Source organism: Halomonas sp. SSL-5 (assembly GCF_030708455.1).
In the GTDB taxonomy this organism is placed as follows: Bacteria; Pseudomonadota; Gammaproteobacteria; order Pseudomonadales; family Halomonadaceae; genus Halomonas.
Window position 1 is genome coordinate 60028 of record NZ_JAUYWF010000011.1, and the last position, 13933, is coordinate 73960.

At 67.9% G+C, this 13933-nt stretch carries 13 protein-coding genes and 1 tRNA gene; 2 read left to right on the forward strand and 12 right to left on the reverse strand.

Annotated features, from left to right (window positions below; all coding sequences use genetic code 11):
* Positions 1-16 precede the first annotated feature (16 nt).
* From ispH to rplU, 11 genes are all read right to left on the reverse strand, one after another.
* Positions 17-970 (reverse strand): 4-hydroxy-3-methylbut-2-enyl diphosphate reductase, encoded by a 954-nt coding sequence (gene ispH, locus RAN53_RS13640; RefSeq protein WP_305797364.1) that lies wholly within the window; start codon positions 968-970, stop codon positions 17-19.
* 185 nt (positions 971-1155) lie between these two features.
* Positions 1156-1617 carry an FKBP-type peptidyl-prolyl cis-trans isomerase gene (fkpB, locus tag RAN53_RS13645; protein WP_305797365.1) on the reverse strand — a complete coding sequence of 154 codons (462 nt, stop codon included), beginning with the start codon at positions 1615-1617 and terminating at the stop codon, positions 1156-1158.
* 253 nt (positions 1618-1870) lie between these two features.
* Positions 1871-2359 carry a signal peptidase II gene (lspA, locus tag RAN53_RS13650; RefSeq protein ID WP_232912663.1) on the reverse strand — a complete coding sequence of 163 codons (489 nt, stop codon included), beginning with the start codon at positions 2357-2359 and terminating at the stop codon, positions 1871-1873.
* Between the two features lie 91 nt (positions 2360-2450).
* A complete protein-coding gene (gene ileS / locus RAN53_RS13655; RefSeq protein ID WP_305797366.1) occupies positions 2451-5288 on the reverse strand; it encodes an isoleucine--tRNA ligase in 2838 nt (945 codons plus the stop codon).
* A gap of 10 nt (positions 5289-5298) precedes the next feature.
* Positions 5299-6348, reverse strand: coding sequence for a bifunctional riboflavin kinase/FAD synthetase (gene ribF / locus RAN53_RS13660; RefSeq protein ID WP_305797367.1), 1050 nt, complete (start codon positions 6346-6348; stop codon positions 5299-5301).
* 316 nt (positions 6349-6664) lie between these two features.
* Entirely contained in the window at positions 6665-8188 is a 1524-nt protein-coding gene (gene murJ / locus RAN53_RS13665; protein WP_305797455.1) for a murein biosynthesis integral membrane protein MurJ, read from the reverse strand.
* Between the two features lie 195 nt (positions 8189-8383).
* Positions 8384-8650: a 30S ribosomal protein S20 gene (gene rpsT, locus RAN53_RS13670; protein ID WP_305797368.1), complete on the reverse strand. Its 267-nt coding sequence runs from the start codon at positions 8648-8650 to the stop codon at positions 8384-8386.
* Positions 8651-8834: 184 nt separating this feature from the next.
* Positions 8835-9974, reverse strand: a complete 1140-nt coding sequence (gene proB / locus RAN53_RS13675; RefSeq protein ID WP_305797369.1) for a glutamate 5-kinase — start codon at positions 9972-9974, stop codon at positions 8835-8837.
* Between the two features lie 13 nt (positions 9975-9987).
* The gene (gene cgtA / locus RAN53_RS13680; RefSeq protein ID WP_305797370.1) at positions 9988-11175 is read right to left on the reverse strand and encodes an Obg family GTPase CgtA; all 1188 of its coding nucleotides are present in this window, start codon (positions 11173-11175) and stop codon (positions 9988-9990) included.
* Between the two features lie 85 nt (positions 11176-11260).
* Positions 11261-11518, reverse strand: coding sequence for a 50S ribosomal protein L27 (gene rpmA / locus RAN53_RS13685; RefSeq protein WP_305797371.1), 258 nt, complete (start codon positions 11516-11518; stop codon positions 11261-11263).
* Positions 11519-11550: 32 nt separating this feature from the next.
* Positions 11551-11862 carry a 50S ribosomal protein L21 gene (gene rplU / locus RAN53_RS13690; RefSeq protein ID WP_305797372.1) on the reverse strand — a complete coding sequence of 104 codons (312 nt, stop codon included), beginning with the start codon at positions 11860-11862 and terminating at the stop codon, positions 11551-11553.
* Positions 11863-12134: 272 nt separating this feature from the next.
* Between rplU and ispB the strand changes: the two genes are divergently transcribed.
* Together ispB and RAN53_RS13700 are read left to right on the forward strand one after the other, a co-directional pair.
* The gene (gene ispB, locus RAN53_RS13695) at positions 12135-13133 is read left to right on the forward strand and encodes an octaprenyl diphosphate synthase (RefSeq protein WP_305797373.1); all 999 of its coding nucleotides are present in this window, start codon (positions 12135-12137) and stop codon (positions 13131-13133) included.
* 107 nt (positions 13134-13240) lie between these two features.
* Positions 13241-13317: transfer RNA gene (locus tag RAN53_RS13700), tRNA-Pro, on the forward strand.
* Positions 13318-13414: 97 nt separating this feature from the next.
* On the opposite strand, the gene RAN53_RS13705 is transcribed toward RAN53_RS13700, so the two are convergent.
* On the reverse strand, positions 13415-13867 hold the full coding sequence (locus tag RAN53_RS13705; protein ID WP_305797374.1) for a universal stress protein: 453 nt from the start codon (positions 13865-13867) through the stop codon (positions 13415-13417).
* Positions 13868-13933 lie beyond the last annotated feature (66 nt).

Sequence of the window (13933 nt, forward strand, 5' to 3'; positions counted from 1 at the left end):
CTCTTGCCGTTACCCGCTACTCGCTGACGATGACGCGCTCGCGCAGTTCGCGGGGCATGGAGAAGGTGATGGTCTCCTCGCGGCCGGCGAGTTCCTCTGGGGCACTGGCGCCGAGGCTCTTGAGCCGTTCGATCACGCCCTGCACCAGCACCTCGGGGGCGCTGGCACCGGCGGTGACGCCGATAGCCTTCACGCCCTCGAGCCACGCCGGCTCGATCTGCTCGGCGCTGTCGATCAGGTAGGCGGGGGTGCCGACGCGCTCGGAGAGCTCGCGCAGGCGGTTGGAGTTGGAGCTGTTGGGGCTGCCCACCACCAGCACCAGGTCCGCGCCTTCGGCCAGCTCGCGCACGGCGTCCTGGCGGTTCTGGGTGGCGTAGCAGATGTCGTCCTTGCGCGGCCCCTGGATCTCCGGGAACTTGGCGCGCAGGGCGTCGATCACCCGGGCAGTGTCGTCCATGGAGAGGGTGGTCTGGGTGACGAAGGCGAGCCGGCTCGGGTCCTTGACCTCGAGGTTGGCGACGTCTTCCTCGTCCTCCACCAGGTAGATGGCGCCGCCGTGGGTGGTGTCGTAGCGCCCCATGGTGCCCTCTACCTCGGGGTGCCCCTCGTGGCCGATCAGGATGCACTCCTGGCCGCGCTTGGCGTAGCGCAGCACTTCCATATGCACCTTGGTGACCAGCGGGCAGGTGGCGTCGAACACCTTGAGGCCGCGGCGCTCCGCTTCCTGCTGCACGGCGCGGGAGACGCCGTGGGCGGAGAAGATGACGATGACGTCGTCCGGCACCTCGTGGAGCTCCTCGACGAAGATGGCGCCGCGTTCGCGCAGGCTGTCCACCACGAAGCGGTTGTGGACCACCTCGTGGCGCACGTAGATCGGCGGGCCGAACACGTCCAGGGCGCCGTTGACGATCTCGATGGCGCGGTCGACGCCGGCGCAGAAGCCGCGGGGGTTGGCCAGTTTGATCTGCATGGGTATCTGCCTTGATGCGTCTGGGGCATCTGCCTGAGATAAGAGGGAAAGCGCTGAGTTCCGTCGCGAGCGAAGAGAGGCTGGTCGCCGCCGGAGCACAGTCACCGGAATGTAGCCTGCTACATGAGGATGACGAGCACCGCCGGCGGCCAGGATATCGAGCGCAGCAGGAAGTCAGTGTTTTCCTAATGCGTGGTGGCGGGCTTCACGTTGATCACTTCCACCTCGAAGGTCAGGGTACGCCCCGCCAGCGGGTGGTTGAAGTCCACGTCCACCTGGTTGCCCTCGATGGCGCTGATCACGCCGGGCAGCTCGCCGCCGCCGGGATCGGCGAAGGACATCACGGTGCCGATCTCCAGCGCCTCCTCGTCGAAGTCATCGCGCTTGAGGCGCTGGATGTTCTGCGGGTTGTGCTGGCCGAAGGCGTGCTCCGGGGTGATCTCGAAGGTCGCGCTCTCGCCGGCGCTCATGCCCTTCATGGGGTGCTCGAAGCCGGGCGGCAGGTTGCCGTCGCCCACCTGGAAGGTGGCCGGGGCCTTGTCGCGGGTGGAGTCCACCACGGTGCCGTCTTCCAGCTTGAGGGTGAAGTGCAGGGTCACTTCCATGCCCTCGTCGATGCGGTGTTGGGGGCTATTCTGGTCGGTCATGGGTCTTGGGACTCGGTAAACAGGATTTCGGTTCGGTGGTCTCGCAGGGCGCCTTCGGCGCCATTCGCGCAGCGGAGCTGCCCTCCTACAGAAACTCGTCGTTGCTTTGGGTACCTCGCTGGGGCGCCTGACGGCGCCATTCGGCGAAACGTCGCACCGCCGGCGGAGCCGGCCTCCTACAGTGAGCCTGGTGACTAACCGGGGCGCCAGTCGCCCGATAGTCGGGCTCCTACGATGTCGATCACGGGTTATGTCAGCCCCGACGGCGGGCGCGGCGCTTCTCGCCGAACAGCGACTCCCAGATCAGGCCGATGGCGCCGAGGGTGATGCCGATGTCCGCCACGTTGAAGGCGGGGTAGTACCAGCCGGCCACGTGGAAGGAGAGGAAATCCACCACGTAGCCGTGCACCAGGCGGTCGTAGAGGTTGCCCAGGGCGCCGCCGATGATCATGGCGAGCGAGGCCGCCAGCAGCGTCTCGTCGCGCTTGAGGCGGCGCATCCATAGCGTTAGCCCGATGCTCGCCCCCACCGCGATGGCGGCGAAGAACCAGCGCTGCCAGCCGGGATGCCCGGCCAGGAAGCTGAAGGCGGCGCCGGTGTTGTGCAGCAGCGTCAGGTTGAAGAACGGCAACACCTCCACCGGCCGGGCATATGTGAGCCAGGCGCTGGCGGCGTACTTGGTGGCGAGATCCAGCACGATCACCGCCAGCGCCAGCCACAGCCAACGCAGCGGCTGCTGCATGGGAGCCACCTCCACGCCCCTTGCAGCACCCTGCCCTGCGCTCTCCTTGGCCTCTTCGCCCTTTTCTTCACTGCTGGCCATGCCGGGCACCTTACGCATAGCGGCGGGTTTCGCCGGGACCGTCCGGCAGATTGCTGATGCAGCGCCCGCAGAGGTCCGGATGCTCGGGGTGGGTACCCACCTCCTCGCGATGGTGCCAGCAGCGCTCGCACTTGTTGTTTGGGCTCTCGACCACGGCCACCTTGAGCCCCTCGAGCTCGGTGGCCTCGGCCTTTGCTCCTGCCTCGGCGAGGGGCGTGAGCGTCACCTCGCTGGTGAGCATCACGAAGCGCAGCTCGTCGCCCAGCTTGGCCAGCGTCTCGCGCAGGGTGTCGTCGACGTAGAGGGTGACCTCGGCGGCCAGGCTGCCCTTGATGGCCTTGGCGTTGCGGGCGTCCTCCAGGCACTTGTTGACCGCCTGCTTGACCTCCAGCACCCGCTCCCAGAAGTCGCGGCCCATGGCGGCGTCGCCTTCCAGGGTGGCGAGGCCGGTGTAGTACTCCTCCAGCAGCACGCTGTCGCCGCGGCGGCCCGGGATGTTCTCGAAGATCTCCTCGGCGGTGAAGGAGAGGATCGGCGCCACCCAGCGGCAGAGCGCCTCCACCACGTGATAGAGCGCGGTCTGGGCGCTGCGCCGCGCCACGGAATCGGCCTGGGTGGTGTACTGGCGATCCTTGATCACGTCCAGGTAGAAGCCACCCAGCTCCCGGGCGCAGAAGCCATGCACCTGCTGGTAGACGTCGAGGAAGCGGTACTCCTCATAGGCGATCTCGATGCGCGCCTGCAGCTGGGCGGCGCGGTCGACCACCCACTGATCCAGGGCCAGCATCTCGTCGAAGGGCAGCGCGTCGCGCTCCGGCGCGAAGCCGTTGAGGTTGGCGAGCAGGAAGCGCGAGGTGTTGCGGATGCGACGGTAGACGTCGGCGGTGCGCTTGAGGATCTCGTCGGAGACGGCCATCTCGCCGGAGTAGTCGGTGGAGGCCGCCCACAGGCGCAGGATGTCGGCACCCAGCTTGTCCATCACCTCCTGGGGTGCCACCACGTTGCCCACCGACTTGGACATCTTGCGGCCCTGGGCGTCCACGGTGAAGCCGTGGGTGAGCAGGCCGCGGTACGGCGGATGGCCGTCGATGGCGCAGCCGGTGAGCAGCGAGGAGTGGAACCAGCCGCGGTGCTGGTCGGAGCCCTCCAGGTAGAGGTCGGCCACCGGGCCGCTCTCATGGCCATGGGGGTGGGAGCCGCGCAGCACGTGGCGATGGGTGGTGCCGGAGTCGAACCATACGTCGAGGGTATCGGTGACCTTGTCGTAGTCGGCGGCCTCCTCGCCCAGCAGCTCGGCGGAGTCGAGGCGGAACCAGGCGTCGATGCCCTCGGCCTCGACACGCTTGGCCGCCTCCTCCATCAGCTCCACGGTGCGCGGGTGCAGCTCGCCGCTGGCCTTGTGCAGGAAGAACGGGATCGGCACGCCCCAGTTGCGCTGGCGCGAGATGCACCAGTCCGGACGGTTGGCGATCATGCTGTGCAGGCGCGCCTGGCCCCAGGCCGGGGTGAAGCGGGTGGCCTCGATGCCCTCCAGGGCGCGCTCGCGCAGGGTCTTGCCGTCGCGGCCGGCCAGGTCCATGCCCACGAACCACTGGGCGGTGGCGCGGTAGATCACCGGGGTCTTGTGGCGCCAGCAATGCATGTAGCTGTGCACGATGGGCGTGTGGGCCATCAGCGCGCCCACTTCCTCGAGCTTGGCGACGATCTGCGGGTTGGCCTTCCAGATCATCTGACCGCCGAAGAACGGCAGGTCGTCGACATAGACGCCGTTGCCCTGCACCGGGCTCTCGATCTCCTCGAACGCCATGCCATGGGCGCGGCAGGTGACGAAGTCATCCACGCCATAGGCCGGGGCGGAGTGGACGATGCCGGTGCTGCCCACCTCGCTTTCGACGTAGTCGGCGAGATACACCGGCGACAGGCGCTCATAAAAGGGGTGGCGGAAACGGATGCCATCGAAGGCCTCACCCCGGGCGGTGGCGATCACCTCGCCTTCCAGGCCGTAGCGCTCCAGGCAGGATTCCACCAGTTCCTCCGCCAGCACCAGCAGGCGGCTGCCGGTGTCCACCAGGGCGTAGGTGAACTCGGGATGCATGTTGAGCGCCTGGTTGGCGGGGATGGTCCAGGGCGTGGTGGTCCAGATCACGATCACCGCCGGCTTGGGCAGTTCACCCAGGCCGAAGGCGGCGGCCAGGCGGTCGGCGTCCTCCACCCGGAAGGCCACGTCGATGGCATCGGACGTCTTGTCCTGGTATTCCACCTCGGCCTCGGCCAGCGCCGAGCCGCAGTCGAAGCACCAGTTGACGGGCTTGAGGCCCTTGAACACGTAGCCGGCCTCGACCATGTCGGCCAGCGCGCGGATCTCGCCGGCCTCGTTGGCGAAGTCCATGGAGCGGTAGGGGTTGTCCCAGTCGCCGATCACGCCCAGGCGCACGAAGTCCTTGAGCTGGCCCTGGATCTGTTCGACGGCGTACTCGCGGCAAAGTTCGCGGGCGCGCGCCGGCTCCAGGTGCTTGCCGTGGGTGGTCTCCACCTTGTGCTCGATGGGCAGGCCATGGCAGTCCCAGCCCGGCACGTAGGGGGCATCGAAGCCGGCCAGGTTCTTCGACTTGACGATGATGTCCTTGAGGATCTTGTTGACGGCATGACCGATATGGATGCTGCCGTTGGCATAGGGAGGGCCGTCGTGCAGCACGAACAGCTCCCGGCCCTGGCGCTCCTCGCGCAGGCGGTGGTAGAGGTCGAGCTGCTGCCAGCGGGCCAGCCGCTCGGGCTCGCGCTTGGGCAGCATGCCGCGCATGGGAAAGTCGGTTTCTGGCAGGTTCAGAGTGGGCTTGTAGTCGCTCATATCCTGGGGGTCAGCCGTCGTCATGGTCGGCGGGCATGCCCGCCGAGGAATCGAGTGTCACGGCCTCGCGCGCCAGCGGCGCCGATGCCAGAGGAAGAGAATCGTCGTTATTGAGGCCGGGGCGCTGTAAAGGCTGCTGCGCAAAGTAGCCGCGCGCCCGCCGCTGATCGAGGCCGATCTGGTGCTTCAGGGCCGCGAAGTCGTCGAACTTCACCTCGCCGCGCAGCTTGGCGCAGGGAAACACCGCCAGGCGCTCGCCGTACAGCTCGCCGTCGAAGTCGAACAGGTGTACCTCGAGCACCGGGCGCGTGCTGCCCACGGTGGGGCGCCAGCCGATATTGGCCACGCCGGGCAGGCGGCGGCCGTCGGGCAGTTCGGTGATCACCGCATAGACGCCCTGCAGCGCCAGGGAGCGCACCGGCTGGGGCAGGTTGGCGGTGGGCACGCCGATGGTGCGGCCGAGCTTCTGGTCGGGCACCACTCGGCCGCCCAGGCGATAGGGGCGGCCCAGCAGGCGCGCGGCGGCCTCGAAGTTGCCGCTGGTCAGCAGGGTGCGCACCCGACTGCTGGAGACCCGCTCGTCGTCGACGGTGAAGGTGCGGGTGTGCTCCACGCCGAAGCCGTTGGCCTCGCCCACCGCGGTGAGCAGGTGGAAGTCGCCGCGGCGATCGCAGCCGAAGCGGAAGTCATCGCCGACCACCAGGTGGCGCACGCCCAGGCCGTCGATCAGCACGCGCTCGATGAAGGCCTCGGCGGTCAGGCTGCGCAGGGCGTCGTTGAAGGGCAGGCAGAGCACCCGCTCGACCCCCGCCTCGCCCAGCAGGCGCACCTTGTCGCGCAGGCGAGTGAGCCGCGGCGGGGCCTGCTCGCCGGCGAAGAACTCCCGGGGCTGGGGCTCGAAGACCACTACCACGACCGGCAGCCCGAGGCGGCGGGCCTGTTCGCGACACTGCTCGAGGATCGCCTGGTGGCCGCGATGAACGCCATCGAAGTTGCCGATGGTGGCCACGCAGCCGCGGTGCTCGTCGCGCAGGTTGTGCAGTCCTCGAATCACTTGCATGGCGTGGTGGAGCCCCGCTCGGCGTCGGTTGGGTGGTCAAAACGTCGATTATACCGGACAGCCGGCCCCTTGACAGCCGGGGCGGGCCACTGCATGCCATCTTGCTCGGGGCTGATCTGGCGACAGGCTTTCGAGGAGGCGCTGTAAATACCTCCCTGTACGCTACCTCGGCCCTGCAGCGCTCTCGCGTCCCGCTCCGCTTGCAGGTCCGGTGCTGGCCATCCTTGGCCAGCCCGTTCGGAGCGTTGCTCCTCACCCCTGGTCCTCGGACCTCCTCTTCAGCCTATCCCCAGCGCCCCTCGCGAGACGGTCGCGATCAGCTCTTCATCCTGAAATGCCGCAGGCGCACCCCGGTGGCGGCCAGCCAGGCGAAGTAGAGCGCCGCCCCGCCCACCACCAGCGCCGCCAGCCAGGCGACGCGCTGCCAGATGCCCCAGCCCAGCCACGCCTGCCAGTCGGGCGCGGCCCAGGCCAGGCCCAGCCCCATCACCGCGCAGCCGCCCAGCAGCTGCACCGCGTAGCGCCCCCAGCCCGGCTGGAACACCAGCACGCCCTGCTTCCTGAGCAGCCAACCCAGCAGGCCGGCGTTGAGGAAGGCCGAGAGCGCAGTGGCCAGGGCCAGGCCGGCGTGGGCCAGGGGCCAGATCAGGATCAGGTTGAAGACCATGTTGGCGACCATGGCGATGATGCCCACCTTCACCGGCGTCTTGGTGTCCTGGCGGGCGAAGAAACCCGGCGCCAGCACCTTGATCAGCATGAAGGCCACCAGGCCCAGGGAGTAGGCACGCAGGCTCATCGCCGCCATGGCGATATCACGCTCGGTCATGGCGCCGTAGTGGAACAGCGAGATCAGCAGCGGCTCGGCGAGCACCGCCAGGGCCAGCGCCGCGGGCAGACCCAGCAGCAGCACGGCGCGGATCGCCCAGTCGAGCATGGCGCTGAAGTGCTCGCCGGACTGCGCGGCATGGCGCTTGGAGAGCGCCGGCAGGATCACGGTGCCGATGGCGATGCCGAACACCCCCAGCGGCAGCTCCACCAGGCGGTCGGAGTAGTAGAGCCAGGAGACGCTGCCCGCCGCCAGCAGCGAGGCGAGCACGGTATCCAGCAGCAGGTTGATCTGGGACACCGAGACCCCGAACAGCGCCGGCACCATCAGGGTCATGATGCGCTTGACGCCGGGATGGGCGAAGCTCGGCCAGGGCCGCGGCGCCAGCCCCAGCCGCACCAGGAACGGCACCTGGAAGGCGAGCTGGACACCGCCGGCGATCAGCACGCCCCAGGCCAGCGCCATGGCCGGCTGCTCGAACAGCGGGGTCAGCAGCAGCGCCGCGCCGATCAGCGAGAGGTTGAGCAGCACCGGGGTGAAGGCCGGCACCGCGAAGCGATTCCAGGTGTTGAGCACGCTGCCGGCAAACGCCGTCAGCGAGATCAGCAACAGGTAGGGGAAGGTCAGCCGCAGCATGTCGGCGGTGAGCGCCAGCTTGGCCGGGTCGCGGCCGAAGCCCGGGGCGAACACCCACACCAGCCAGGGGGCCGCGAACATGGCCACCGCGGTGAGCAGGAAGAGCACCGCGGCGAGGCTGCCGGAGACGGCGTCCAGCAGCTCGCGCACCTCGCGCCGGCTGCCGCGGGTGGCGTACTCCGAGAGCACCGGCACGAAGGCCTGGTTGAAGGCGCCCTCGGCGAACAGCCGGCGCATGAAGTTGGGAATCTTGAAGGCAACGAAGAAGGCATCCGCGCCCTGCCCCGCGCCGAACAGCGCGGCGATGACCACGTCGCGCGCCAGGCCCATCACCCGCGAGAGCATGGTCATCACGCTGACCACCAGGCCCGAGCGCATCAGCCCGCCCCCCTTGGGGGCCACCACCTTGTCGTTCTCGTCCACCGGTGCCGGTGGCGACTGCTCGCGATCCGTCACGTCCGTTCCTCGGCTTTACATCCACCCCATGAATGGCAGCCACAAAAAAACCGGCCGCAGCCGGTTTTTCACGAGACGCCGGCCACGCAGGCCGCGCCTCGATGGCATCGGACCGGCTTAGGCAGCCAGGGCCTTGATGCGCTTGTTCAGGCGGCTCTTCATGCGTGCGGCACGCTTCTTGGAGAGCACATCCTTGTCGGCGATGCGGTCGATGACCGGCTGCGCCTTATGGAAAGCCGCCATGGCCTCGGCGTGATCGCCGCTGTTGATGGCCTTGATGACGTGCTTGATGTAGGTGCGGACCATGCTGCGCTGGCTGGCCTTCAGGACACGACGACCTTCGGCCTGACGGGCGCGCTTGCGAGCTTGCTTGCTGTTTGCCACTTGCTGTCTCCTTGGAGATTCATCGCCGCCCGTGTAATGACGGCTGCTATAACGTATTGATCCGGCAGGAAAGTACAAGCCTTTCCGCCGGCTTGGCCATCTGGCCGACCGCTGAAGATCAGCGCTCGTTCACGGGCCGTGTCTGAGAGGATGGCGCATCCTACCACAGCCCGCGCCGCGCTTGCTACAACACCACCAGGTTATCGCGATGGATCAGCTCCGGGGCCTCCATGAAGCCGAGGAGCGCCTCGATCTGATGGCTGGGCTGGCCGATGATGCGCAGCGCATCGTCGATGCCGTAGTTGACCAGGCCCTTGGCCACCCGCTCGCCGGCCTCGTCGACGCAGAGCACCATGTCGCCGCGGCGGAACGCGCCGGAGGCGGCCTTCACCCCCACCGGCAGCAGGCTCGAGCCGCTGCCACGCAACACCTTCACCGCCCCGGCATCCAGGGTCAGGGTGCCGCGCACCTGCAGCTGGCCGGCGAGCCAGCGCTTGCGCGCCGCGATGGGCGCCTGGTCGGGGTGCAGCAGGGTGCCCAGGCGCTCGCCGGCCATCAGCCGCGCGAGCACCTCGGCCTGGCGACCACCGGCGATGGCGGTCACCGCCCCCGAGCGCGCCGCCAGCCGCGCGGCGCGAATCTTGGTGGTCATGCCGCCGCGCCCCAGGGCACCCCCGCCACCGGCCACCGCGGCCAGCGCCGGGTCGTCGGCACGTCCCTCACTGATCAGCGAGGCCGCGGGGTTCGAGCGCGGGTCGGCGTCGAACAGCCCCTCCTGGTCGGTGAGAATGACCAGGGCGTCGGCCTCCAGCAGGTTGGCCACCAGGGCGCCGAGGGTGTCGTTGTCGCCGAAGCGGATCTCGTCGGTGACCACGGTATCGTTCTCGTTGATCACCGGCACCACCCGCAGGTCGACCAGGGTGCGCAACGCCGAGCGGGCGTTGAGGTAGCGCTTGCGGTTGGAGAGGTCGTCGTGGGTCAGCAGCACCTGGGCGGTCAGCAGGCCGTGGCGGGCGAAGTGGCCCTCGTAGCATTCGGTGAGGCCGTTCTGCCCCACCGCCGCGGCGGCCTGAAGCTCGTGCACCGCCGAGGGACGCGCCTGCCAGCCGAGACGCACCATGCCCGCGGCCACCGCCCCGGAGGAGACCAGCACCACCTCGATGCCGCGCTTGTGCAGCGCGGCGATCTGGTCCACCCAGCCACCGATCGCCGCCTCGTCGAGGCCGCGACCGTCGTTGGTCAACAGCGCGCTGCCGATCTTCACCACCACCCGGCGGGCACCGACCAACGCCTCGCGGCCCGTCACCTGCTCGTTGCTGTCCATTCGCTCTCGATCCTCAAGGCGCGTACTCGATCTCGACGTCGTAGTCGTCGTCATCGAAATCGTCGTCATCCTCGTCAACCGACCTGCGCTTGCGACCCAGCCGCGCCTCGGTGCGGGCCACCGCTTCGTCCTCCATGCGCGCGCGCATCTCGCGGGCGCGCTCGGCGGCTTCCTCGTCCTCGTTCTCGAGGCGACGCTGCTCGGTGAGCCAGCGATAGGCGGTCTGCACCAAAGCGTCGGTGCCGTCGGCGGAGATCGCCGAGATGCGGAACACCGGCCCATCCCACGCCAGACGCCGCACGATCTCGTCGGCGCGCGCCTCGCGCTCCTCGGCCGGCAGCAGGTCGAGCTTGTTGAGCACCAGCCAGCGCGGCAGTTCGGCCAGGGCCGGCGAGAACTCGCCCAGCTCGTGGATGATCGCCTCGGCGGCCTCCACCGGGTCGGACTCATCGAAGGGCGACACATCCACCACATGGAACAGCAGCCGGGTGCGGGTCAGGTGCTTGAGGAAGCGCAGCCCCAGGCCGGCGCCATCCGAGGCGCCCTCGATCAGCCCCGGCACATCGGCCATCACGAAGTGCTCGTGCATGCCGAGTTTCACCACTCCCAGATTGGGCACCAGGGTAGTGAAGGGGTAGTTGGCCACCTTGGGCTTGGCCGCGGAGACGGCACGGATCAGCGTCGACTTGCCGGCATTGGGCATGCCCAGCAGGCCCACATCGGCCATCACCTTCATCTCCAGGCGCAGGTTGCGGCGCTCACCCTCGGTGCCCGGCGTGGTGCGCCGCGGCGCGCGGTTGGTGGAGGACTTGAAATGGATATTGCCGAGTCCACGGCGGCCGCCCTGGGCCACCAGCACCACCTGGCCGATCTCGGTGACGTCGGCGATCACCTCGAGGGTGTCCTCGTCGATCACCGTGGTGCCCACCGGCACCTTGACGTGCAGGTCTTCACCGGCCCGCCCGCTCATCTGCCGACCCATGCCGGGCTGACCGTTCTGGGCCTTGTAGAAGCGCTGGTACTTGAAGTCGATGAGGGTGTTGAGGGAGTCGTCACCGATCAGGTAGACGCTGCCGCCATGGCCGCCGTCGCCGCCATCGGGGCCGCCCTTGGGCACGTACTTCTCGCGGCGGAAGCTGAGGCAGCCGTTGCCCCCATTGCCGGCCTCCACGATGATCGAGGATTCGTCGACGAACTGCATCTGTCACTCTCCAGACGGCATGTGCCGTCATGATACAAGAAGGCCCCGCCGTGGCGGGGCCTTCTCGCGGCAAGCATCAGGCGTCTCAGGCAGAGACGACGCTGACGAACTTGCGGTTCTTCGGACCCTTGGTCTCGAACTTGATCACGCCCTCGTCCAGTGCGAACAGGGTGTGATCACGACCGATACCGACGCCGGTGCCGGCGTGGAACTTGGTGCCGCGCTGGCGAACGATGATGTTGCCGGCGTTCACGGCCTGGCCACCGAAGAGCTTCACGCCAAGGCGCTTGGATTCGGAATCGCGACCGTTACGGGTAGAGCCCGCTGCCTTCTTATGTGCCATGGAATAAACCTCCGTTCAGGGGGATGGACCGCTTAGGCGGAGATCCCGGTGATCTTGACTTCAGTGAACCACTGGCGGTGGCCCTGACGCTTCATGCTGTGCTTGCGGCGGCGGAACTTGATGATGGTGACCTTGTCGCCACGGCCGTGGGAAACGACCTCGGCGGAGACCTTGGCACCGTCAACCAGCGGCGCGCCGACTTTGACCTCGTCCTCGCTGCCGACCAGCAGCACTTCGTCGAAATCGATGGACTCGCCGGTGGGGACTTCGATCTTCTCGAGCTTCAGGGTCTGGCCTTCCTGAACGCGGTACTGCTTGCCACCGCTCTTGATAACTGCGTACATGCTTCTCTCTCCAGGACTCATCGGGTTGGGCTCTTCGTCGGCCTGCTGCGAGTGGCGCCCCTTTTGGCAGCCATCTGACAGGGAGCGGGATGAGTGGGTCGCGAATTATAACGACAGGCGACGTCCCAGACAACCCGTGCCGCGAGCCGTTCGTCCCGCCGCCCGGCAGCCCGCCTTGACGCCCCCGAGGGGGCCCCATAGCATGGCCGGCAAACCAAGGCCAGAGGGGGCCGCCTCGCCCCGGCCCCAACCCGACTGTCGAAACCGCCTCCATGCCCACCCACGCCTCCGCTTCCGACACCGCCGCACCCTCCCCGATCCACGCCGCCGTGGCCGAGGACTTTGCCGCCGTCAATCGCACCATCATGGCCCAGCTCGGCTCGCGCATCCCGCTGGTCGAGACCATCGGCCAGTACATCATCGCCAGCGGCGGCAAGCGGCTGCGGCCGCTGCTGGTGCTGCTGGCCGCCCGGGCGCTGGGCTACCAGGGCGACAGGCACGTAACGCTGGCCACCCTGATCGAGTTCATGCACACCTCCACCCTGCTGCACGACGACGTGGTGGACGAGTCGCACCTGCGTCGCGGCAAGGCCACCGCCAACGACGCCTGGGGCAACGCCCCCTCGGTGCTGGTGGGTGACTTCCTCTACTCGCGCTCCTTCCAGATGATGGTGGAGGTGGGCTCCATGCGCATCATGAACGTGCTCTCCTCGGCCACCTGCGTGATCGCCGAGGGCGAGGTGCAGCAGCTCACCAACGTCGGCAACCCGGACATCGATGAGGCGGCCTACTTCGAGACCATCCAGGGCAAGACCGCCATGCTCTTCGAGGCGGCCAGCCACAGTGGCGCCATCCTCGCCGAGGCCACTCCCGAGCAGGAGACCGCGCTGCAGTACTACGGTCGCTACCTGGGCCTGGCCTTCCAGCTGATCGACGACCTGCTCGACTACCAGGGCGATGCCGAGGCCATGGGCAAGAACGTCGGCGACGACCTGGCCGAGGGCAAGCCCACCCTGCCGCTGATCCAGGCCATGGCCAAGGGCACCCCCGAGCAGGCGAAGTTGATCCGCCGGGCGATCCGCCAGGGCGGCCTCGACCACCTCGACGAGGTGCTGGAGATCGTCAACGCCACCGGCGCCCTGGAGTACACCCGCCGCCGCGCCGTGGAGATGGCCGACCTGGCCCTGGCCCAGCTCGAGTCGCTGCCGGCCAGCCCCTACCGCGACAGCATGGCCGAACTGACCCACCTGGCAGTGGATCGCCAGGCGTGAAGCCACGCATAAAGCCGGACATGAAAACACCCCGACGGGGTTGCATTCCGCCGGCGTTTGCGTAAACTACGCTGCGTCGATGAGGCGGAGCCCTCGAGAATCGACATCGGAGTATAGCTCAGCTTGGTAGAGCGCTGCCTTCGGGAGGCAGAGGTCGTAGGTTCGAATCCTGCTACTCCGACCAAGAATTCAAGGCCTTGCGATCACTCGCAAGGCCTTTTTCGTTGGCCTTCATGCTACCTGGCAGACGATCTCCGCCTCCCGAAGGCAGGAGTCGGTCGTCAGGTCACGGTGATCACGCTGCAGCCGGCGGTGTGGCTGACCTTGTGGGAGACGCTGCCGAACATCATGCCGCGCACGTCGCTGAGGCCGCGACTGCCCATCACAATGGCATCGGCATTGACCTTCTCGGCCTGCTCATTGATCAGGTCGGCCGGGCGCCCCTGGCGCACGCTCTCCTCTACTTCCAGGTCGCTCATATCGACCGCGTCACGCGCCTGCTCGATCACCTTGTGGGCTTCCTCCTTCATACCCGCGGCGAGCTTCTCGCGCTCCGCCTCGGAGAAGGGCTCGGCGGTGCCGCCGGTGAACAGCCCGATATTGTCTGGCGGAAACTCCGCCACGGTCATCAGGTGCAGCTTCGCTGCCCCGCCACGCGCCAGGGAGGCGGCGACATTCAGCGCCTTGATGGCGTGCTCGGAACCGTCGAGGGGCACCAGAATGGTCTTGAACATGACAAGTCTCCTGCAGTGGCGGAAGTGAACCGGGGGCGGTGACTCCCCCCCCCTCTCACTTCAGCA